The sequence below is a fragment of the Paracidovorax sp. genome (genome assembly GCF_057642795.1).
In genome coordinates this window covers 1-20844 of sequence record NZ_JBXYZY010000027.1, presented here as the reverse complement: position 1 = coordinate 20844, position 20844 = coordinate 1, and the positions used below count along the sequence as shown (strand labels likewise).

Below are 20844 nucleotides of genomic sequence, written 5' to 3'. Positions count from 1 at the left end.
AGCCTGCATTATAAAATTTGTTGCATTCCCAGGCAGCGCGACCCGCGCAAGCCTTGATCTGCGTCATGTCCATGGGCCCCTTGTCCGCCGCCAACCACCTCTTCAACCTGCTCCTGCCCGCCCTCGCCGTGGCGGTGCTGCTCGTGCTGGGCTGCAAGCTCTTCCTGCGAAAACGCGCCGCAGCCCGCGGTGTGCTTGCGCAGGTAGCTATCAACTTCGTAGTGGGCTGCGCCCTCATCGTCGTCGGCCTGGTGTGGCTGGGGCGCGACGGCAAGATGCTCACCTACGCCGCCCTGGTGCTGGGCAGCGCCGGCACGCAGTGGGTCCTTTTACGAGGCTGGCGGTAGGGCCTTTGCCGCCACCGTGGCTCGCCGCGGTACGCCCGCGCTGCGTACGCCTCGTGCCGGCGTCAGTCCCGGCTGCGTGGGAGGGGAGCCCATCGTGACCATGTCTGCAGGCAAGCGGGCGGTGTCTGCACAGGAGACGGCGGCCCGCCGTGGAGAACACGCAGCGCCGGAGATTCGCAGGTGGCGGTATGGCACCGCGTGGTCCTCATCTCTGAAGTGGCTACACCGTGTCGCCGCTTTCTTGCCCCAAGATGGCTCTGGAGCGTCCGGTCTGCTTCGCGACATACAAAGCCTGATCTGCAACTTTGAGCAATGCGCTTGCGACCTGATGGGCCGTCGGGATGGCGGCATTGTCTCGCAGCAGCTCAGTGGATTCATCCCGCTCAGGGGCATTGGGGGCGAAGGAGGCGATGCCTATGGAAACAGTCAGCAGTCCATAGGAGGACCCTGAGTGTGGAATCTTCTTGTCATTGACTCTTTGCATCAATTTGGTTGCAACCGCCAATGCCCCTGACTCGTCTGTGCCTGGCAGCACCACCGTGAACTCCTCGCCCCCGTACCGGGCAACCAGGTCCGCAGGGCGGTTGCAGGCCTCCAGCATGGCCTTTGTGACGGCGATCAGCGCTTCATCTCCTGCTCCATGGCCATAGGTGTCGTTGAAGCTCTTGAAGTGGTCCACGTCGAGCAAAATCACCGAGAGAGGCGTGTTGCTGCGCCGCGCGCGCTTGCATTCTTTCAGCAGGGTCTCATCGAGGGCCCGCCGGTTGGCGACGCCCGTCAGGGCATCGGTGGATGACATCTGCCGCAATCTGTCGAGCGCGCGTTTGAGTCGAAGCTGGGTTCTCACACGCGCAGCAACAATGGCCGGATGGAAAGGCTTGGCAATGAAATCCGCAGCGCCTTTCGCCAACCCTTCCTCTTCCATCTCCTGACTGCTGTGGCTCGTGATGACGATGGCGGGCACGTCTTCTAACGCCGGCCGGGAACGCATGGCCTCCAGGACCTCGAAGCCCGACATGCCTGGCATGTGAGCGTCCAGCAGAACCACGTCCGGGGGATCACTCTCCGCAAGACGCAGCGCGTCGGCTCCGTTGAGGGCGTACCGGACACTGCCAATACCCGCAAGCGCCTTGGCTAACACGTGTATGACGGTCACATCATCATCCACGATCAACAAGTTGGCGCGTTCAGCTTCAAGCGTATGCAGCATCGTGGAGCAATGATGAGTAATTGATCACGTTGCCATTCTGCGCCCAGCGGTGGTGTTTCTTGAGATAGCCCTTCATGCCCGGTCCCATACTGACTGATTCGCTCCGAGAATCGTGGGGCCGCCTCAGCCACTCAACCCTGGAGTGGGCAATGGCGATGCCTTCGCGGTCGGGCCGCTTCCAAAACCTCTCGCCGCGGCAGACCTGCATGTTGGCATGCCACCCGCGCGGGATGTGCGCTTCACGGGCCATATTCGCATTCAGCGGCCGCGCGGCATGAGCCGGGGCCCCCTGGCGGCGTGGCGCCACCCGCCTTGCAGGGCGATCTGCAACACCTTGCAGATCGACTCGACCCCGTAGGCCTGTCGACGCTGACCGATGAAACCTGTCGGGGCTGCAGGTGGTGATCAAGCGGCGCCTGAGCAATAAAGCGCAGGCCAGTGGGAGGGGCGAGCGGGGGGGGGGCGCAGCTCACGCACTTCGCCTTCGATTTTCTTCACGCGCTTGAAATGCGATGTGGTGACGCCATCGGCCACTTCGGGTGAAAAATGAATCGAATGCTTGCTCATGGCTCTTTCCTCTCAGGAGCCAGGGGCTACCCAACGACCGGAGTGGTTCAGGGAGCTACCCACGAGTTTGAATGCTGCTTCTCTGTTGAAGCCAGGCCATCAGTGCATGAGCCGGCATCGGCTTTGCGTAGAAGTAGCCCTGCATCCCGTTCACCCCATGCTCAGAAGCTGGTCGACCTGGCTTTGGGTTTCTACTCCTTCAGCAATCAACTCCATGTGCAGGCTCTTGCCCAGCTGAATGATTGCCGTGGCAATGGATACGCTTTGATGTGAGCTTGCCAAGCTCGCTACAAATGACTTGTCGATTTTTAGCACGTCAATTGGCAGCTGACTCAGGTATGCCAGGCTCGAATATCCCGTGCCGAAATCATCAAGGGCGATGCGAAATCCGTGAGTCCGCAGACGTTCGAGTAGATTCCGAAGATTTTCGGCATCCCTCATCAACAGGCCCTCTGTAATCTCCAGCTCTATGCATGCCGGATCAATTCCATGCGCAGCACACATGTCGCAGAGCGATTGGAGGTAATCCGGCCTTGCAAATTCTACGATGGAGACATTGATGGCCACGTGCAGATTTTTGCCGATTGCCTGGGCATTTGAAATCTGCTGGAATGCATCCAGGAGCACGGCGCGACCCAAGGGGACAATCAGTCCGGTTTCCTCCGCATATGCGATGAACTCCGATGGAGGAATCAAGTCTCCAGCTTCATCCCTAAGCCGCACAAGGGCCTCAACGGTATATTCCCGCTGGTTGTGGACTTCAATCTGCGGCTGATAGTGCACCTCTACTCTTCCTCCATCTATCGCGGAGCGCAGGGTTTTCACCATGCGGCTGCGCTGCATGAGCATCTCTTCGATGGAGGCCGAATGGAAACTGCAGCGGTTGCGCCCGTCCGATTTGGCCCTGTATAGCGCCGAGTCAGCGTGCCGCATAAGGTCTTCGCGAGTCAGTGCATCGTCAGGGTAAACGCTGATTCCCACGCTGCAGCCGATATGGAAATCGGCGCCATCAATCACGATCGTCGAGGACACCGCGTCGATGGCGTTCAGTGCCAACTGGCGGGCTTCTTCGGGGGAGTTGATTTCGGGTAGCAGGATCATGAATTCATCCCCGCCTTGCCTGCTGATGGTGGTGTCAGGGCTGAAGGTGGCTGTCAGCCGATCAGCCACAGTCCGAAGAATCAAATCGCCAAAATGGTGCCCATGAGCATCATTGACAAATTTGAAATGGTCCAAGTCCAGGATCATCAGCGCCAGCGAGCCATGTCCAGCCGATGCAGAACGCATTGCTTGGGATATGCGGTCGGCCAGAAGCAGGCGGTTCGGCAAGTCGGTGAGTTGATCGTGCTGCGCAAGATGGGTCATCTTGATGGCCATCGCGCGCGCTTCACTCACGTCGTGAAAAACGATAACTGCGCCCGATATTTTGCCTTCGGCGTCCTTGATGGGGGAGGCAGAATCCTCGACGGTGACACGGTTGCCTCCCAGCGTTATCAGCACAGTGTCCAGTGCCATGCCTACCGTTCGCTCTTGTCTGAGCGCTATCCGAATCGGGTTTTGCAAACGCGCATGATCATCGTTGCTCATGAGCGGCATTACCGCTTCAATCGCTTGGCCCAACGCATCGGTGGAATCCCACTGGGTCATTGTTTCTGCCACCGGGTTCATGTAGGTGATGCGGCCTTCTGCATCGGTCGCAATCACGCTGTCGCCGATGGAGCGGAGAATGACCTCTGCACGGGCTCTCTCTTCGACGAGGGCGGCCTGTGCAGCATGGACTTCCGTGACATCCGTCAAAAGCAGCAATGCACCCCAGCGATTGTGTGCATCCATGCGCAAGGCAATCGAAGCATGAATATGCCGCTTGCTGCCGTCCGCAAAAATGCAGCTCAGTGCAAGGCTCTCTTCCGTCGTCACGGAGCTCTCGCTCCCGGCATTCAACAACAACTTGCTCAGCGGGGGGGCGACAGCCTGCGCAACATGCTCGCCCAGTACGTCCACCAACGCCTTGCCCTTAAAACCATCGGAAGGCACGCCGAACCATCGCCCCTGATGGTCGTTACACAGCTGGCACAACAGATCGCTGTTCCAGAAAGTAATGTGGCCCGGCACGTTCTTAACGACATGGTCCAGATCACGCTGAGCGCTTACAAGGCGTCTCCGCTCCCTGCGTAGAGCCAGCTGCACTTGCACTCTCGCCTTAACCAATTGCGGATTGAAAGGTTTTGGCAGGAAGTCAGACGCGCCTATCTCAAAAGCTTTTAATTCCTTTTCAAAGCTATCGTTACCCGTGATAAATATTACTGCCGTGTCTTTTGTTTCTGCGTTGCCCTTCAAGTCGGCGCAAAGTTGATAACCGTCTCGCCCTGGCATCGAGATGTCGAGCAAAACAACGCTCGGCCGCAACTCTTTTGCCAAGCGCATGGCGTCGCTCGCCTGAGTGGTAAAGGCGACTTTCCCCAAGTCAGAGACCACCGCATACAGCGCGCGAACGCACAGTACGTCGTCATCAACGATGAGGATATGCTCGGGTTGCTCGTCATGGTGGTTCGGGGGCGCGGGATCTGCAATGAACATGGCGGGCTACTCTTGGTCGTGAACGAGGCTGGACTTTCAATCAGGTTGGCTTTGGGTAGTGTGCACCAACCTGGCTGAAATCTTTGCCTGCTTCATGCAGGCTTTCCGTGGCAGTCATGACGCTTTTGGATCGAATTTCGTGCAATGCGTCTGGTGTGCCATACAACGCACTGGAATCAGGACAGTGAATCGCCGGGCACTTTGGGGCTGCATCGTGAAATGGGACAAGCATCAGCCGGTTTCATGGTGAAGTCCAAAGGGGATTTAAAGCGAAAGTAGGAGGCGGGCGATGCCGCTTGGGTGGCGTCGCGGGGTGCGTCCCAGGTGCTGTGAGGACAGTGCGCAGCTCACACGGCCGGTACTGTGGGTTCAGGGGTGCTGTGATTTCCAAGAGGTCGCACCGGGTGTTCGCTTGATCTATGGACGGAGCGGCACCCAGCGGGGTGCGCCGCAGCAGTCCTTTTGTCCATTGGGCGGGCCCACTACAGCTCGCATCGGGCCTGTAGCGGTATCGCCGGCCACCTTCTCCCGTGGTCAGGGTTCCGCATCAGCACGCCACTTCTTGGCGCTGCACTCCAGTCATGGTCATGGCGATCAATGCTTCTTCCCGCTCAGAAGAGGCGGGGAGGTCGAACACCGGGGGTCAGTGGGAATCGGATCTGTCGCGGTAGGCGGCGCCATTCCCGGCCGGCTCCCCCCCCGCTATCGCACCGTCAGTGTGGGCGGCATCTTCCCTAGCTGGCTGGCGACCATGCCGGCGACCGTGCGGGCGACGGCCTTCACGTCCAGAGGCTCGTCGAAGATCATTTCCACGGTGGCGTAGATCAGCTCCACGACGATGCGGCTGAGCAGCTGCAACTCGGCCGGATCGACTCCGGGCAGAGCCTGCGCGAGCAGTTGCACCTGCTCTTGCGTGACGGCTGCGTGGGAGGCCAGGCGCACCTCCTGCAGTACGGGCACTGCCCGCAACGCTCGCATGATCCACACCCCGCCCACGGTCTGCACTGTGGCTTCGTAGGTGTCGAGGATGAGCCCCTCCACCGCGCGCTCGAGGCTTTCCACGCCACCGGCGAACACTTCGAGCGTGATCCAGCGGCCTACGCGCACGTTCTGCGCGTGCATCAGCCGCTTTCCCAGTTCGGACAGCAGCGCGTATTTATTCGGGAAATACCGATAGAGCGCCGGCGGAGTGAGGCCTGCGCGCTCGCATACCAAGTTGGTGGACAGCCGCTCGATGCCCACATCCGCCAGCGTCTGCGCGGTGACCTCCAGGATGCGTTCGTATGTCTCTGTCGCCCTCTGCTGCGCGGGCTGTTTCTTGGCGGTCAGCGAGGGCGACGGGCGGCGGGCGGGCGGCATGGGGCGGCGGGTAGGGGGAGGCTGCGGGTGCTGTGACATCAGGGATTGTCCTCGTATTAGGTTGGTTGCGAAATGGTAGTTATGACTATATAGTAGTCATCACTATGTAACGTTGCTTTGTTCCAGCTCAAGAAAGGTGCATTCCATGAAGTCTCCGATCTGCTTGTGGGCCCTTGCGGCCTGTGTGGTGGCGGTGCCGGCGCGGGCGGTCGGGCCGGCAGATGCCCAAGGAAACTGGATGACGGCCGAACGCGACGCCGTGATCCGGTTCGCTCCCTGCGCCGACCAGCCGGGCGCCCTCTGCGGAACCATCGTCTGGGACAAGGACGCCGCCACGCCGGCCAGCACCTGCAACGTGCGCGTGGCGCAGCTGTCGCGCTATGCGGACGACGCCTGGCGCGACGGATGGGTCTTCGATCCGCGCGAGAACAAGAAATACCGCGGCGCCGTGCGCGTTGACGGCGATGCGATGCGTATCCGCGCCTTCGTGGGCGTGGAAGCGCTGGGTCAGACCGAGCAGCTTCAGCGCGTGGCGGCCCTTCCGGCCGGGCCGGCCTGTGCGCCCAGCAACTCGGGGTCCTGAGCGCCTCGCTGCCCTGAGCTTCCTCTCCTCCCGATTCGCCCCCACCAAGGAGTCTCCCGTGCCTGTAACCCGCCCCCTTCCCGGCGCCTTCGCTGCGTCGCTCCTCGCCTTCGCCGCCGTGCCCAGCTCGGCCCAGGACTTCGCCAGCTACGCCGTCACCACCGATGTGAAGCTCACCACGGATCAGCGAACGCGCGGCATCTCGGACTCGCTGAATGGCCCCGGCGCCAAGCTCAGCGTGCAGCTGGCACATGAAAGCGGACTGGTCGGGCTGGCCGAGTTCGCCACCGTGAGCAAGAAGCAGTTCCTGGACGGCGCCGGCCTGGCCGTCACCTTGGCCGGGGGATACCGCTTCGGCAATCCCGATGGCTGGCATTACGGCCTGGGGTTGGCTGCGGAGATGTTTCCTGGAGCGAAATTCCAGGCGCCCCACGGTTTCGACATGGAAACGGGAACGCCCACGGACATCCGCAGCACCCGCTACGACAGCGCCTTCGCGGTGCTGGAGATCGGCTACGGCGCGCTGGAGGGACGAATCATGAACGTCATCTCCAAGACCTACCGGGGCATCGACACCGGTGGCGTCTGCGGCACCATGCTTTCGCTGATGCCGGACCCCACCCGCGCGCTGGAGTGTTATGGCCGAGGCGACCATAACTCCCGAGGCAGCTGGTTGTTCGACCTGGGATACAAGCACGCGCTCACGCCCACCACCACGCTCAACCTGCACGCGGGCTACCAGCGCATCGCCAACTTCAAGGAGGCCAACTTTTCCGACTACTCCGTCGGCATCACCCACAAGCACTGGGGCTTCAACTGGACCGCCGAGTGGGTGACGACGCGTACCCGTGTGCGCGAGCTTTATGTCGCGATGGACGGCGACCGCCCCCGCGCGACGGATGGCAACCGCTTCGTGCTCTCGGTCTCGCGCAGCTTCTGACATGGCGCTGCCCTCGAACGACACGCGGCTGGTGCTGGCGGTGGATCTGGGCACCTCGGGCTGCAAATGCGCCCTGGTGGCCCTGGACGGCACCGTCCATGCCTGGGCCTTCCGCCCCGTAACGCTGCACGTGCAGGGTGCCCAGGCAGAGCAGTCTCCCGACGATTGGTGGGAGGCCTTTGTCCAGGGCGCGCAGGAGGTGCTGGCCGCCGAAGACGGCATGCGTGAGCGCGTGGTGGCGGTGTGCTGCTCCACGCAGACCGAAGGCACGGTGTGCGTCGATGCCCAGGGGCGGGCCATCGGGCGGGCACTCACCTGGCTGGATGCGCGCGGCGCGGCGGCCATCGCCCGACGCGTGCGGGGTGCGGTTCTCAACATCGAAGGCTATGCGCCGCTCAAGCTCTGGCGCTGGCTGCGGCTGACCGGCGGCGCCCCATCGCTTTCCGGGCGCGATTCCGCGGGGCACATGGCCTATCTGCGGGATGAAGACCCGGCTCGCTACGAGCGGACTTACAAGTTCCTCAACGTGCTCGATTACCTGAATCTGCGCCTTTCGGGCAGGTTCTGCGCCACGCAGGACTCGGCCGTCACTTCGTGGATCACCGACAACCGCGACCCGCACCGGGTGCGCTACGACGCCGGGCTCATCAGGCTGCTGGGGCTGGACGCCGACAAGCTACCCGAGATCGTGCATTCCACCGACGTGCTGGGCCCGCTGCTGCCCGAGGTCTCGCAGGCGCTCGGCCTGGGCGGCAGGACGATGGTTGTCGCCGGCGCGGTGGACACCTCCGCCGTGGCTGTGGGTGCGGCGGTATCCGACTTCGAGACCCACCTCTACCTGGGCACCTCGTCGTGGCTGGGAGCGCATGTGCCCTTCATGAAGACCGATGTGCGCCACAAGATCGGCGCCATCCCGAGCGCCGTCGATGGCCGTTACCTGGCGATGGCGCTGCAGTCCACGGCCGGCGCCAACCTCTCGTTCCTGCGTGACCGCATCCTCTACCATCCCGACGAACTGGCCAGCGACGAGGAGCACCCGGCTGTCTATGAGGTGCTCAACCGCATCGCGGCACGGGTGCCGCCTGGCGCGCGGGGCCTGATCTACACGCCATGGCTGCTGGGCGAGCGCACGCCGGTGGACGACCCGCGCCTGCGCGCCGGACTCCTGAACATGTCGCTGGAGCACACCCGGGAGGACATCTTCCGCGCCTTTCTGGAAGGGGTGGCGCTCAATACACGATGGATGTTGGAGCCCTTCGCCCGGCTCATCGGCCGCGACGCGGGCGTGATCACTGCGGTGGGCGGCGGCGCGCAGTCGGACGTGTGGTGCCAGATCATGGCCGACGTGACGGGCCAGCCTGTGCGCCAGCTGGAAAGCCCCATACAGACCAACGCCATCGGCGCCACCTTCATCGCAGGCGTGGGCCTGGGCGCACTCTCCTTCGACGATCTGGCCCACCTACGACGCGCGCGCGCCCTGTACGTGCCGTCCATCGCGCTGCGCCGCCTCTATGGCGACCAGTTCGAAACCTTCAAGGAGGTGCGCACCCGCCTGGCGCCGCTCTATCACCGCATCAACGTTGCCCGGGAGGCCGTCGCATGAGCGTCACTGCATCCAACTCTCTGCCCGTGCGCCAGACCGTCATCGATCTGTGCCTTGAGCTGTCGCAGCGTGGCTACTTCTCGGGCACGGGCGGCAACATCGCTCTGCGGATCGACGCCGGGCACATCGCTGTGACGCCCTCGGCCACCGACTACCTCAGCATGACCGCCGATGACGTCTGTGTGCTGCGCCTGGCCGACCTGCAGCAGGTGGCGGGTGACCGCGCGCCATCGGTGGAAAGCGGCCTGCACGCCCGCGTCCTGCGCGCCCGTCGGGATGCCACGGCCAGCATCCACACCCATCAGCCCGTCGCCAGCGCGTGCGCGTTGCTGGGCAAACCGCTGGCGGTGCCAGCGGGCCCGATGCAGCGCACCCTGGGCCGCAGCGTGCCGGTGGTGGGCTATGCGCCTTCGGGCAGCGGCTGGCTCTCCTCACGGCTGTCGCGGGCGCTGCGCGCGGACACCCACGCCTACCTCATGCGCAACCACGGCGTGCTGTGCTGCGGCCCCGACGTCCGGGCGGCCATGCAGGCGGTCGAGGACCTGGAGGCGCTGTCCCGCCAGACGCTGCTGCACTCCATCGCCGCCCGCGCCCGGCGCCAGCCCGCACTGCAGCCCGCCTTCCAGCGCCTGGCGGACGCCCTGGGCACCTGATCGGCCCATCCACCCATCACGCCACCGCGGCACCCCTCCCACCCAACATTCCCGAGCACCAGCCATGAGCAACCTTGCCTCCATCCACACCGCCGCCTCGGCCACCGCAGCACCAGTCCCCGCCATCTCGGCCTGGCCCGACGTGGACGATCTCTATCGCCGTTTCCGTGAACTGGTGAAGCAGCCCATGCGTCCGATCCGGCCCGGCAACATGCCGCAGGTGATGCGCTATTTCGACGAGCGCTGCCAGGGCTCGCGCCGGCTGGCCGAGCAGGCCAAGGCCGTGATCCCCGGCGGCGTGCAGCACAACCTGGCATTCAACCACCCGTTTCCGCTTGCCATCGCACAGGCCGAGGGCGCTCACATGACCGACGTGGATGGCAACCGCTACATCGACTTTCTGCAGGCCGGCGGCCCCACGCTGTTGGGTTCCAACCACCCGGCGGTGCGGCAGAAGGTGAACGAGGTGCTCGATTCCTGCGGCCCCGTCACCGGCCTGCTGCACGAATACGAGGTCAAGCTGGCCGAGCTGGTCTGCCAGGACATGCCCGGGGTCGATATGGTGCGCCTGCTGGGCTCTGGCACCGAGGCCGTGATGGGCGCTGTGCGCCTGGCGCGTGCCTATACCGGCAAGAAACGCATCATCAAGGTGGGCGGCGCCTACCACGGCTGGAGCGACCAGCTGGTCTATGGCATGCGCCTGCCCAAGACCGGCCGCATGGAGGCCGTGGGCATCCCGCACGGCGCGACCGGCAACACGCAGGAATGCAATCCCAACGACCTGGACGCGCTGCGCAGCGCGTTGCAATGGAACCGCCTGCGCGGGGGCACAGCGGCCGTGCTGCTCGAACCGCTCGGCCCCGAAAGCGGCACGCGGCCCGTGCACCCCGACTACAACCGCCAGGTGCGCAAGCTCTGCGACGAGTTCGGCGCGTTGATGATCTTCGACGAAGTGGTCACGGGCTTTCGCCTCGGCCCTGGTGGCGCGCAGGCGTATTTCGGGGTCAAGCCCGACCTGACGGTGCTGGGCAAGTGCCTGACCGGTGGCTACCCGATGGCCGGCGCCATCGGCGGGCGGCGCGACATCATGATGATGCTGGTGGGCGGCATAGGCACCACGGCCAAGCGCGCCTTCGTGGGCGGCACGCTGTCGGCCAACCCGCTTTCGTGTGTGGCCGGCTACCACGCGCTGCAGGAGGCCCGCCGCACCGATGCGGCAGGCGTGGCTGGGCGCGCGGGCGACCGGCTGCGCCGGGGCCTGGACGAAATCATCCAGCGTCTGGGCCTGCCCTACGTGGTCTACAACATGGGCTCCATCGTGCACCTGCAGACCTCGGGCGTGCTGCTGCTGGACACCAGCAGCCTATGGAAGCTCTACCAAGCCAAGGATGAGGCCAAGCGCCGCAAGCACATGATGGAGGAAATGGGCGCGGCCTACACGGCCCACGGCCTCATCACGCTGGCCGGCAGCCGCATCTACACCAGCCTCGCCGACACCGATGCGGTGATCGACGATGCGCTGAATCGCTTCGAAGATGTCTTCAAGCTGGTCTGATGCCATGACGAACACCGAACAGGCCCTGCGTGCGCAATGGACCGGGCTGCGCGACCGCCTGCAGGCCAAGCGCCTGCTCGAAGGCCGGGGCGCCAGCCTCTCGCTGCGCATTCCCGGCAGCGATGCGATGTGGTTCGGCCTGGCCCACGCCAATGCACCCGAGCGCATGGCCCTGGGCGACGCGCCACCGGCCGCCCGACTGCATGCTCTGGCCTACGCGCAGCGCGGCGACGTGGGCGCCACTGCGGTGGGCGGCGGAGCGTTCGGGCACTGTCTGGCGGACTTCGGCGGCAGCCTGCCGCAGGTGTTCGACGAGCAGGCCCGCCACATCGGCCCCATGCAGGCCGCCTGCCGGCTGGACGAGGCCGCCGCGCCGCCCGCGCTGGAGGGCCTGGGCAATGCCGCGCTGGTGGATGGGCTCCTGGTCTGCCTGGGCGCCACGCCCACGCGGCTGGGCCTGAATGCCGAGCTCGTTGAGAAGTGCGCCAAGGCCTACGTACTGGCCGTGGCCGGAGGAGGGCGCGTGCGCCCCTTGCCCTGGATCGTGCGTCTGGTGGCCAATCGGCGGCTCGCCAAAGACCAGCAGCGCGCACGGGCACGGCTCATGCAGGGCCTGCTGCCCGAGGAAAGCAAGGGCTACTGATCCGTCTGGTTCCGAAACCCCATCACCAGTTACGCCACCGCCCACGCCAGCGGCAGCCGCACAGAAAGGACGGGCTCCATGAATACACGACCGCATGCGTCCATGCACGCTACCCAGGTGATGGCGGCCCTGGCCGTCGGCACCATCGCCGTGCTGATGGTGGGCATTCAGCCCATCGTGCTGGGCGAACTTGTCGATGCCCGCCGGGTCAGCCTGGAGGGCGTCGGCATCGTCGCCATGGCCGAGATCATCATGCTCGGGCTGGGCGTGGTGCTTGGCGACGCGCTGTTGCCTATCGCGCGGCTGCGAGCCGTCACGATCGCTGCGGGCCTGGCGGCAGCCGGCCTGGACCTGCTCACCCTGCAGGCGCACGGCGATGGCGGACTCACAGCCGTGCGCGCTGCGGCGGGCCTGGCCGAAGGCGTGCTGATCTGGGTCGCCACGGGCGTGGTGGTGCGCACGCCCAGCCCTGCCCGCGTCGGCGGCATCTTCTTCGTGTTGCAGACGCTGGCCCAGGCCCTGCTGGGCGCGGTGCTGGCCAACGCTGTCATCCCGCGCTGGGGCTGGGCAGGCAGTTTCGTGGCGCTGAGCCTGCTGGCGCTGCTGGCCTGCGCGCTGTCCTTTGCGCAACCCGCGCGCCTGGCGCCCCTTCCACCGCCCTCGGCCACGGGCTTTCGCTGGTCGGTGCGCACGGTGCAGCCGCTCGCCGTCGTATTCCTGCAACTGGCCGCACTGGGGTCGTTCTGGGCCTATCTGGAGCCCCTGGGCAAAGCCGCCGGCTTCGACGCTCGCGGTGCGCAGACCCTGGTGGCCGTCTCTTTGGCGATGCAGGTGATCGGCGGCAGCCTGGCGACACTCGCCGTGCGCCAGCTGCCCGTGGTGCTTGCGCTGCTGGGCTGCTCGCTCACGCTGGCGGGGGTGATGGGCTTCATCCATCAGCTGCCCGCCGGCAGCACCCAGAACTTCGCCGCGGCCGGCGCGGTATTCGGCTTCGTTTGGCTCTTCATGCTGCCTTTCCATATCGGCCTGGCCTTGCGTGCTGATCCAAGCGGGCGGCTGGCAGGGCTGGTGCCCGCAGCCCAATTGCTGGGCAGCGCCTTCGGGCCGCTTACGGCCTCGTTCATCGTGCAGGGCGAGAACGCCGGCGCCGTGCCGTTGCTGAGCGCCGGCTTCGCAAGCGCGGCCGCCGTGCTGGCGGTGTCCCTCGTGCGTCCAGCCCGGCTGCCGTGGCGCCGTTCCCCTGGACGTCTGCGCTCCACCCCACCCGATCGCGCTGACCGCAATTGACCGCAACTCTGAAAGAACAAGAGAAAGGGACCCCTGCCATGAACACAGTCACTTCCATGCAACCCATCGACCGCAGTGGCGCCGTGTGCGTGATCGGCGCCGGTCCGGGCGGTCTGGCCGCAGCACGCGCGCTCAAGGCCCAGGGGCTGGATTACGACCAGTTCGAGCGACACGGCGACGTCGGAGGTATCTGGGATATGGAAAACCCCGGCTCGCCGATCTACGAGTCGGCGCACTTCATCTCCTCGCGCGACCTCTCAGGCTTCCTGGGCTATCCCATGCCCCGGCATTACCCGGACTATCCGTCGCACCGGCAGATCCTGCAGTACGTGCGCGGCTTTGCGCAGGCCTTCGGGCTGCGCGAAGCCATCCGCTTCGAAACGCCTGTAGCCCGTGTGGAAAAGGAAGACGGCGGGCTCTGGTCCGTCACCCTGGGCAGCGGTGAGCGCCGCCGCTACCGCGCATTGATCTGTGCCACGGGCTGCAACTGGGACCCGAACCTGCCGAGCTTCAAGGGCCACTTCGACGGCGAGGTACGCCACTCGGTGAGCCACGTCGCGGGCGAGGACTTCAAGGGTAAGCGGGTGTTGGTCGTGGGGCTGGGCAATTCCGGTGCCGACATTGCCTGCGACGCTGCCATCCACGCCGACCGCGCCTTCATCAGCGTGCGACGGGGCTACCACTTCATCCCCAAGCATGTGCTGGGCAAGCCGGTGGACCATCTTGCCGAGACCGGCCCGCACCTGCCGCTCTGGCTGGCGCGGCCCCTCTTCGGCGCGCTGCTGCGTCTGACGGTGGGCGACGTGACCCGGTTCGGCCTGCCCCGGCCCGACCACCGGCTCTTCGAGAGCCACCCTCTGCTCAATTCGCAGCTGCTGCATTACCTGCAGCACGGCGAGATCGTGGTGAGGCCCGACATCTCGCACCTGGACGGTCAGCACGTCGTGTTCGCCGATGGCTCACGCGAAGCGATCGACCTGGTGCTCTGCGCCACCGGCTACCGCTGGAGCTGCCCCTATGCGGCCGACTACTTCACATGGAAGGGCGGGCGCCCGCAACTCTACCTGTCGATGTTCAGCCGCCAGCACCGCAACCTGTTCGGCATCGGCTATCTGGAGACCAACTCCAGCGCCTACAAGCTCTTCGACACTCAGGCCCACCTGATCGCCTCCTACCTGCGTGCGCACAGCGACGGCGCGCCGAGCGCGGAGCGCTTCGACGCGCTGATCGAGAGGGATCAGCCCGACCTGTCCGGCGGCATCCGCTTTGTCGGCTCCGAGCGCCATGCCGTGTATCTGGACGCCCACGCCACCAAGGATTACCTGCGCCAGCTGCGCAGCCGCATGGGCTGGAGGGAGCTGGACGAACACATGTACGAACATCTGCGGCATAACCCGGCCGACACAGCGCCGGAAGGCGGGGCCGGCAAACAGTTGGCAGCACAGGGGGGCGCGCATGTCTGAGCCCCAGCTCGTCGAGTGCTATTCCGGCTGGGTGGCGCTGCTCACCGGAGGCGCCGGCGGCATCGGCCAGGCCACGGCCGCGCGGCTGATCGAGCGCGGCATCACCTGCCTGCTGGTGGATATCGACGCCGCTGCGCTGGAGCGGGCCGCGCAGGCGCTGGGCCCCCGCGCCTTCACGCACTGCGCCGACCTGGGCGACACGCGGGCGCTGGCCGAGCTGGCCGAGCGCGTGGACCGGGAGTTTGGCCGGCTCGACCTGCTGGTCAACAACGTCGGAGTGACCGACACCCGGCCCTTCGAGCAGCGCAGCATCGAATCCATCGTGCGCGAGATGCAGATCAACCTGCTCATGCCCATGGCGCTTACCCATGCGCTGCTGCCGCGCCTGCAGGCGGCGACCGACGGCCGCGTCATCACTACCGTGTCGTTGGGCGGGCTGTTCCCGCTGCCGGAGACCACGGTGTATTCGGCTTCCAAGTTCGGCCTGCGCGGCGCCATGCTGTGCCTGGGGCTGGACGAGGCCCGGCTGGGCGTGAAGTTTTCCATCGTCAACCCCTCGGCCACCGAAACGCCGATGCTGATGCGCGAGGCCATCACCGGCGGCAACCAGCTGCAGTTCATGGACCCGCCGCAGACCGCCGCCGAGGTGGCTGCCTGCATCCTGCGCTCGCTCGATGCGCCGGTGCTGGAGCGCTACGTGCGCGGCAGCGAATCGTGGCTGGTGCGCCTGGCCATGCTGGTGCCCAACCGGCTCGCGCGCCTGATCCCGCTGCTGCAGCGCAGCGCCGCCAAGGGGCATAGGCGCTACCTCGATTCGCTGCAGCAGCGCGGCCTGATCGAGCGCCAGGGAGATGCCTGGCGCCTCACTGCGGATCGCCACGCCGAACCATGAAGGAGTCGATCATGGTGCCTCTTCCGCAAGAAACCGATCCACAGACGATTCAGCGTGTCTTCTCCAGCCAGGCGGCGACAGCGCTCGCGCTGCGCGGCTCAACGGCGCGAGAACGCACGGCCAAGCTGCGCCGGCTGCGCGACGGCCTGCTGCAGCGCCGCGAGGCGATCTACGCGGCCTTCGCGCAGGACCTGCGCAAGCCGCCGGTGGAGGTGGACCTGACCGAGCTGCTGCCGGTGGTGGACGAGGCGCGCCACGCCATCGCCTACCTGCGGCGCTGGATGCGGCCCCAGCGTGTGCGCCCCACGCTCACCACGCTGGGCACGCGCGCGCGGGTGCTCTGCCAGCCGCGCGGGCGCTGCCTCATCATCGGCCCGTGGAACTATCCGGTGAACACGCTGCTGGGCCCGCTGGTGTCGGCCATCGCGGCGGGCAACACGGTGATCCTGAAGCCTTCGGAATTCACGCCCCACGTCAACGCCGTGGTGGCCGAGCTGGTGGCCGAGCTGTTCGACCCGGCCGAAGTTGCCCTGGTGCAAGGCGGCGTGGAGACCGCCCAGCAACTGCTGGCCCTGCCTTTCGACCACATCTTCTTCACCGGCTCGCCCGCCGTGGGCAAGATCGTGATGGCCGCGGCCGCCCGGCACCTGACCTCCATCACGCTGGAGCTGGGCGGCCAGTCGCCCGTGATCGTCGATGCCACGGCCGACCTACGGCAGGCGGCGGCGCTGATCCTCTGGGGCAAGTGCACCAACGGCGGCCAGACCTGCGTGGCGCCCGACCATGCCTTCATCCACCGTAGCGTGATGGACCGCTTCGTGGCGCATTGCCGAGAGCTGCTGGCCCAGCGCTACGGCGCCACCGACGACGCCGTACAGGCCAGCCCCGACCTGGCCCGCATGGTCACGCAACGCCACACCGAACGCCTGGGTGCGCTGATCGACGACGCGCTCTCGCGCGGCGCCACGTTGCTGGCGGGTGGCCGGCACGATGCAGCCCGGCGCTACGTAGCCCCCACTTTGCTGGGCGATGTGCCGCCAGACGCAGCTATCAGCGCCGAGGAGATCTTCGGTCCGGTGCTGCCGCTCCAGGCTTTCGACACGCTGGAGGAAGTCATCGGGCGAATCGATGCTCGGCCCAAGCCGCTGGCGATCTACCTCTTCAGTCTCGATCGCGCCGTGCAGCACCAGGTGTCCCAGCGGACGAGCTCGGGCGGCCTGGGCCTGAACCTCTGCGTCCAGCAGTACGCGCATGGCGGCCTGCCGTTCGGCGGTGTCAACCAATCGGGCATCGGTAGCGCGCACGGCGTGCATGGCTTCAAGGCCTTCTCGCATGAACGCGCCTGCCTGGCCGCTGGTGCATTCTCGGCTCTCAGCCTCTTCTTTCCGCCCTACACGTCACTGCGGCACCGGCTCAGCACAGGGCTGCTGCAGATCCTGCGCAGGGTCTGAGCACGACAGGCTGAGCGCCTCAAGGTCTGCGCGCTCCGCTCGGCGGCGACGAGCGATACACCATTAAATCTGTGGAGAGCCGATAACTTCAAAAATCAACTTGAGTACGTTGAACTTCGGGGGACAGCACCCTGGCCGTTTCCAACTGAGCCACTAGCGTGTGCGCTTTCGAATACGCGGTCCTAAACTTCCTCTGAAGCCAAGCAATAGGATCGGTGATCACTCTGTTGTCGGCCATTTGGCACCGCTCTCGCAGCAGTTCAGCAGCCTGATGCACCAACATGTCATCTTGTGTGCCCAGGGGAAAGATGTCTAGATCCTTGTGTGGGTCAGGTAGGAAGTATCGCCAAGAAGTCGTGTCACTCAAAAAATGCGCGAGCCGCACCATCGCCAGAGTGTCGAGCGTGCAATATCTGCGCAGCCCCTCTGTCAGCCGTTGGCGGCGCGCGTCTGTGGTTGCTGGGTGAACGATTTCGGCATACGCAGTCTGGGCTGCGGTGCCGTTGCTCACGGAAATCTCTCCGTAGTCCAAATCAGGAGCGACGGTAGGCAGCACCGCTTTGATAGACCAAGACCCACGCATATGAGGGTGGTAGTAACTCTCCCTCGTGAGTGGGAGCAAATCAATGACCCGGTCGTTGATGGCTTCAAGCCGTTCAGTCAAGTCTGGGTACAAGGCCGCCAACTCCGCGATACGGCTTTTCTCAAACGCTTGGAAATACACCAGGATCGGGCCGGTGTCGCCCACCACTTCCACCAAGGTTTGCGCAAATTGGCGGCGCGGGTCATCGCCCGTCACGTCGAGAAACATGGCGTGCCGCAGCTCCCCTGATTCGTCTTCTGTGTGGCAAGACCATTGAAACGGCACTTGCGTGCGGTGGGGGCTCGTGTTCGCCCAGCGTGGCACAGCCAGTTTGATAGTCTCGAAATCCAGGTAATAGCGTGGATAGAGTAGTGCTTCCAACACACTGGCTGCAGCGTCGGACAGCCACATTTGGCCAGTACGGCTGCACTCCTGTACGCGCAACTGAACGTCGTTCAGGTGCTCCTCGGGCACCAGCAAAGCGTCGGAAACCCCTTGTGCCCGCAACTCGTCTTTGAGTGCAGATCGCATGCGCGGAAACACGTCCAGTGTGTAGCTGGGCTCCGGTGCTTCATCTGTGGCCGCCACGCTGCAGTGCGATTTGAAGGGGCATTCCACGGGGGCATCACATTGCTCACCAGTAACAGTGGCGGGCTCAGCCCCTTGCAGTATCAGGTGTGCTTGATCAACCCACTGGACCACGCATTCCACCATGGGCTCAATCTCCGCATCCAAAGGCACATGCTGCAACAGCCCTTGGTAGTCGCCATTGCCTTGGTAAACAAAGTCCGTGTTGATGTGGGCGAGTTCGACGGTAGTGAGCGAAACGCCGTTTTGTCGAATCACCCAAGCTTGCAAGGCGCAGTCGTCCAGGTGGTAGGGCTTGACGCTTGCAGAAGACTTCACCTCGACCATTCGGTAGCCTGCGGGCGAAGGCAGCAGGAGATCGGCCTGCACCAGGACGTTGTCGTGCTGAAAAGTCGCTTCGTACAGAGGGCGGCCGGGGAATTGCTGCATGGCGCGGCGCGTTGCGTCCAGTGCCGACTGCAAATCGGCTTTACCCTCAATGAGAACGCCGTTCGGAAACAGCGAACGAGCCGCCTCTGTGACTTCATAACCAATTTGGTGTCCGCGTTCTGCTTCTTCGGACACATCCCGCAGATCAGGCCGATGCACTTGCAGCCATAGCTTGCGCTGGCACTGTCGCCAGGCAGCGATACGGGACTTTGACAGGCCGGGAATATTCATCGTTGTGCGGCAAGTAGGTGCTGATCTGCGTGTTTGCTCTACTACAGCGTGCGTTTGAGCGAGCCTGTGCGTATGTCGTACACACGCACCTTGCCATCGCCGCAGGTCACTGCCGCTAGATCGCCGGTGATGTTGACCGACTTGGCTCCCTTGTAGCTTGCACAGCCAAACGTGCGCTTGGTACTGTTGGTGCGGATTTCAACGATCTTCACGTTGGTGCCTTCGATCTTTGCTGCGTAGGTCATAGAGCTTCGGTTCTTTCGTCACAAGTCGGATTTAACCGTTAGAAGACGCGTCATCTGAACTGCGGTACGACTCGCTCATCCGTTCTTGAAAGGGCTCGAAGAAGTTCCAAAGCTCCTGCGCCAAGTGCTGGGCAGTCGGATGCGTGGAGTCAAGGTTATCTTCGTGGAGAAAAAGGAGTCCCTCGGCCGATCCAGCTACGGCGGAGCCTATTTCCCTGGCGGGCCCGCCAAAGGTTGTCCAGCATAGCCACCAACGGTCCGACTTGCCTGCCAGCTTCTGCGCCATTTCAATGCGCAAAGCGTCGTTGGCAAAGTCTTGATTTGCATACGCCTTGCGCCACCCCACAATCAGAGTGCCTTCCCACGCTTCCGCCACACATCTGCTGTGGTTGCCGAAGGCACCATCTATACCGATGCCAACGATGAGACCTTGGTCAGTTTCCAAGCTGGCACCCCATGGCTTCTGATAAAGGCCGTTTTCCCGTAGCTTTTGATTCAGGCCATCGACGACATGTTGAGCAAAATTTTTCTGAATGGCTTTCCTTTTCTCCTCCACCTGCTGTGCCAGCATCAGTGCTGCTTCAAGCTGCACGGGGTCATCCAGCAATTTTTGGATATCGGTATTGGGCTTGGTCATGGTCGAGCTTCCTATAGCGATGTTGCGGCACAGATGGGTGTATTGGGATACCGACTGGGTGAGCGGGCTGGCAGTAGCGGGACAGGCTGCAGCTCCTTGCTCCAGCACATGGGCTAGGTCTGCATAGGACATGCGCACCACCGCGTCTTGCGCTGCCGAGGTGGTCCCCGCTCTACCGTCAGGGGTCAGAAAAATAAGCGCAGAGTTTTCTGCAGTGCCCAACGGGCGCGGGGACCGCAGCCACTGCCAGTACCTGCTCAATTGATCTTTTTGTTCGCCCGCATACACCTTGTTCTCTATGGCGATCGTGGTGCCGCTCGGCAGTTCGACCACCAAGTCGATGCGCCCGTCTCTCCCGGTATCCAGCTCTGTGGTGATGCGGGCCTGGGTTCTGCGAACAGCTAAGGGGCTTAGATAGGCGTTGATCGAGTTGCGACTATTTGGCGTCAGAGCTGGGTGCGGCACCAGCCATTGCAGCAGGGCGCGCAAAAAAACATCGCCTTGGTCATGTTCACCGATCGGGTTGAAGAGATAGCCAATAAAGCGGGAGTGGTAGTTTTCTTTGTGGGCAACGCCCAGTGCCTCAAAGATGTTGTGGCGCTCACTGGTCAGCCGCCGCCGAACCTTTTCGGTCAGCACCCAATCATGCACAAGAGGGTGCTGCAGCAGTTCGCGCGCTCTGCGGGTCTCTTGTGCTTGCTGACGTCCATGCAGCGCTATGACTTCGTGCAGGAGCGCCTGCACTGAGTGGCGCTGTGGACTATTGCTCATCGGCAAGTCAGGGTTTAAGGGGGGCATCATTGCAGGCTTTCTGGTTTTACAGGGGTGTCATACCGCTTGCAGGCGTCTCGCAGCGATTGCGCGATCTCTTCACGCAAAGCCATGGGTTCCATAACTTCAATGCCAGCGCCTTGCGACAAAATCCTGAATCGCCCCGGATTCCCTAGACACTTTTGAGCCGTTGGGAATGGCGTCTCTCGAACTCCGCCGGCGAAGTATCA

At 64.1% G+C, this 20844-nt stretch carries 18 protein-coding genes and 1 other annotated feature; of the genes, 11 read left to right on the top strand and 7 right to left on the bottom strand.

Going from position 1 to position 20844, the window contains the following annotated elements:
* The first annotated feature begins 71 nt into the window (after positions 1-71).
* Positions 72-347, top strand: a complete 276-nt coding sequence (locus AC3A84_RS09485; protein ID WP_487969694.1) for a hypothetical protein — start codon at positions 72-74, stop codon at positions 345-347.
* A gap of 220 nt (positions 348-567) precedes the next feature.
* On the opposite strand, the gene AC3A84_RS09480 is transcribed toward AC3A84_RS09485, so the two are convergent.
* The 4 genes from AC3A84_RS09480 to AC3A84_RS09465 form a co-directional block, all read right to left on the bottom strand.
* Positions 568-1557: a GGDEF domain-containing protein gene (locus AC3A84_RS09480; RefSeq protein ID WP_487969387.1), complete on the bottom strand. Its 990-nt coding sequence runs from the start codon at positions 1555-1557 to the stop codon at positions 568-570.
* Between the two features lie 315 nt (positions 1558-1872).
* Positions 1873-1988, bottom strand: a sequence feature (AL1L pseudoknot).
* Positions 1963-2124: a hypothetical protein gene (locus tag AC3A84_RS09475; protein WP_487969385.1), complete on the bottom strand. Its 162-nt coding sequence runs from the start codon at positions 2122-2124 to the stop codon at positions 1963-1965. (Overlaps the previous feature by 26 nt.)
* A gap of 150 nt (positions 2125-2274) precedes the next feature.
* Positions 2275-4701 (bottom strand): two-component system response regulator, encoded by a 2427-nt coding sequence (locus AC3A84_RS09470; RefSeq protein ID WP_487969383.1) that lies wholly within the window; start codon positions 4699-4701, stop codon positions 2275-2277.
* 702 nt (positions 4702-5403) lie between these two features.
* Complete coding sequence (locus AC3A84_RS09465; RefSeq protein ID WP_487969381.1) at positions 5404-6060, bottom strand: TetR/AcrR family transcriptional regulator; 657 nt, start codon at positions 6058-6060, stop codon at positions 5404-5406.
* A 238-nt stretch (positions 6061-6298) separates the two neighbouring features.
* Between AC3A84_RS09465 and AC3A84_RS09460 the strand changes: the two genes are divergently transcribed.
* The 10 genes from AC3A84_RS09460 to AC3A84_RS09415 all read left to right on the top strand — a co-directional run bounded on the left by AC3A84_RS09460 (position 6299) and on the right by AC3A84_RS09415 (position 17130).
* Positions 6299-6643, top strand: coding sequence for a DUF2147 domain-containing protein (locus AC3A84_RS09460; RefSeq protein ID WP_487969379.1), 345 nt, complete (start codon positions 6299-6301; stop codon positions 6641-6643).
* 58 nt (positions 6644-6701) lie between these two features.
* The gene (locus tag AC3A84_RS09455) at positions 6702-7583 is read left to right on the top strand and encodes a TorF family putative porin (protein ID WP_487969377.1); all 882 of its coding nucleotides are present in this window, start codon (positions 6702-6704) and stop codon (positions 7581-7583) included.
* A 1-nt stretch (position 7584) separates the two neighbouring features.
* Positions 7585-9186 carry a xylulokinase gene (locus tag AC3A84_RS09450; RefSeq protein ID WP_487969375.1) on the top strand — a complete coding sequence of 534 codons (1602 nt, stop codon included), beginning with the start codon at positions 7585-7587 and terminating at the stop codon, positions 9184-9186.
* Positions 9183-9839 (top strand): class II aldolase/adducin family protein, encoded by a 657-nt coding sequence (locus AC3A84_RS09445; RefSeq protein WP_487969373.1) that lies wholly within the window; start codon positions 9183-9185, stop codon positions 9837-9839. Before AC3A84_RS09450 ends, AC3A84_RS09445 begins: the two co-directional genes overlap by 4 nt.
* Before the next feature lie 64 nt (positions 9840-9903).
* Positions 9904-11394 (top strand): aspartate aminotransferase family protein, encoded by a 1491-nt coding sequence (locus AC3A84_RS09440; protein WP_487969371.1) that lies wholly within the window; start codon positions 9904-9906, stop codon positions 11392-11394.
* A gap of 4 nt (positions 11395-11398) precedes the next feature.
* The gene (locus AC3A84_RS09435) at positions 11399-12037 is read left to right on the top strand and encodes a hypothetical protein (RefSeq protein ID WP_487969369.1); all 639 of its coding nucleotides are present in this window, start codon (positions 11399-11401) and stop codon (positions 12035-12037) included.
* A 78-nt stretch (positions 12038-12115) separates the two neighbouring features.
* Positions 12116-13324 carry an MFS transporter gene (locus tag AC3A84_RS09430; RefSeq protein WP_487969368.1) on the top strand — a complete coding sequence of 403 codons (1209 nt, stop codon included), beginning with the start codon at positions 12116-12118 and terminating at the stop codon, positions 13322-13324.
* Between the two features lie 38 nt (positions 13325-13362).
* Positions 13363-14787, top strand: a complete 1425-nt coding sequence (locus AC3A84_RS09425) for a flavin-containing monooxygenase (RefSeq protein WP_487969366.1) — start codon at positions 13363-13365, stop codon at positions 14785-14787.
* A complete protein-coding gene (locus tag AC3A84_RS09420; RefSeq protein ID WP_487969364.1) occupies positions 14780-15679 on the top strand; it encodes an SDR family NAD(P)-dependent oxidoreductase in 900 nt (299 codons plus the stop codon). The genes AC3A84_RS09425 and AC3A84_RS09420 overlap by 8 nt, the downstream gene beginning before the upstream one ends.
* 11 nt (positions 15680-15690) lie before the next feature.
* The gene (locus tag AC3A84_RS09415) at positions 15691-17130 is read left to right on the top strand and encodes an aldehyde dehydrogenase family protein (protein ID WP_487969362.1); all 1440 of its coding nucleotides are present in this window, start codon (positions 15691-15693) and stop codon (positions 17128-17130) included.
* An 88-nt stretch (positions 17131-17218) separates the two neighbouring features.
* Here the strand turns inward: AC3A84_RS09415 and AC3A84_RS09410 are convergent, their stop codons facing one another.
* The 3 genes from AC3A84_RS09410 to AC3A84_RS09400 are packed head-to-tail and all read right to left on the bottom strand — an operon-like array spanning position 17219 to position 20614.
* Positions 17219-18961 carry a DUF2779 domain-containing protein gene (locus AC3A84_RS09410; protein ID WP_487969360.1) on the bottom strand — a complete coding sequence of 581 codons (1743 nt, stop codon included), beginning with the start codon at positions 18959-18961 and terminating at the stop codon, positions 17219-17221.
* A 41-nt stretch (positions 18962-19002) separates the two neighbouring features.
* Complete coding sequence (locus AC3A84_RS09405) at positions 19003-19206, bottom strand: hypothetical protein (protein WP_054258138.1); 204 nt, start codon at positions 19204-19206, stop codon at positions 19003-19005.
* 31 nt (positions 19207-19237) lie between these two features.
* Positions 19238-20614 (bottom strand): PDDEXK-like family protein, encoded by a 1377-nt coding sequence (locus tag AC3A84_RS09400; RefSeq protein ID WP_487969693.1) that lies wholly within the window; start codon positions 20612-20614, stop codon positions 19238-19240.
* Between the last annotated feature and the right edge of the window lie 230 nt (positions 20615-20844).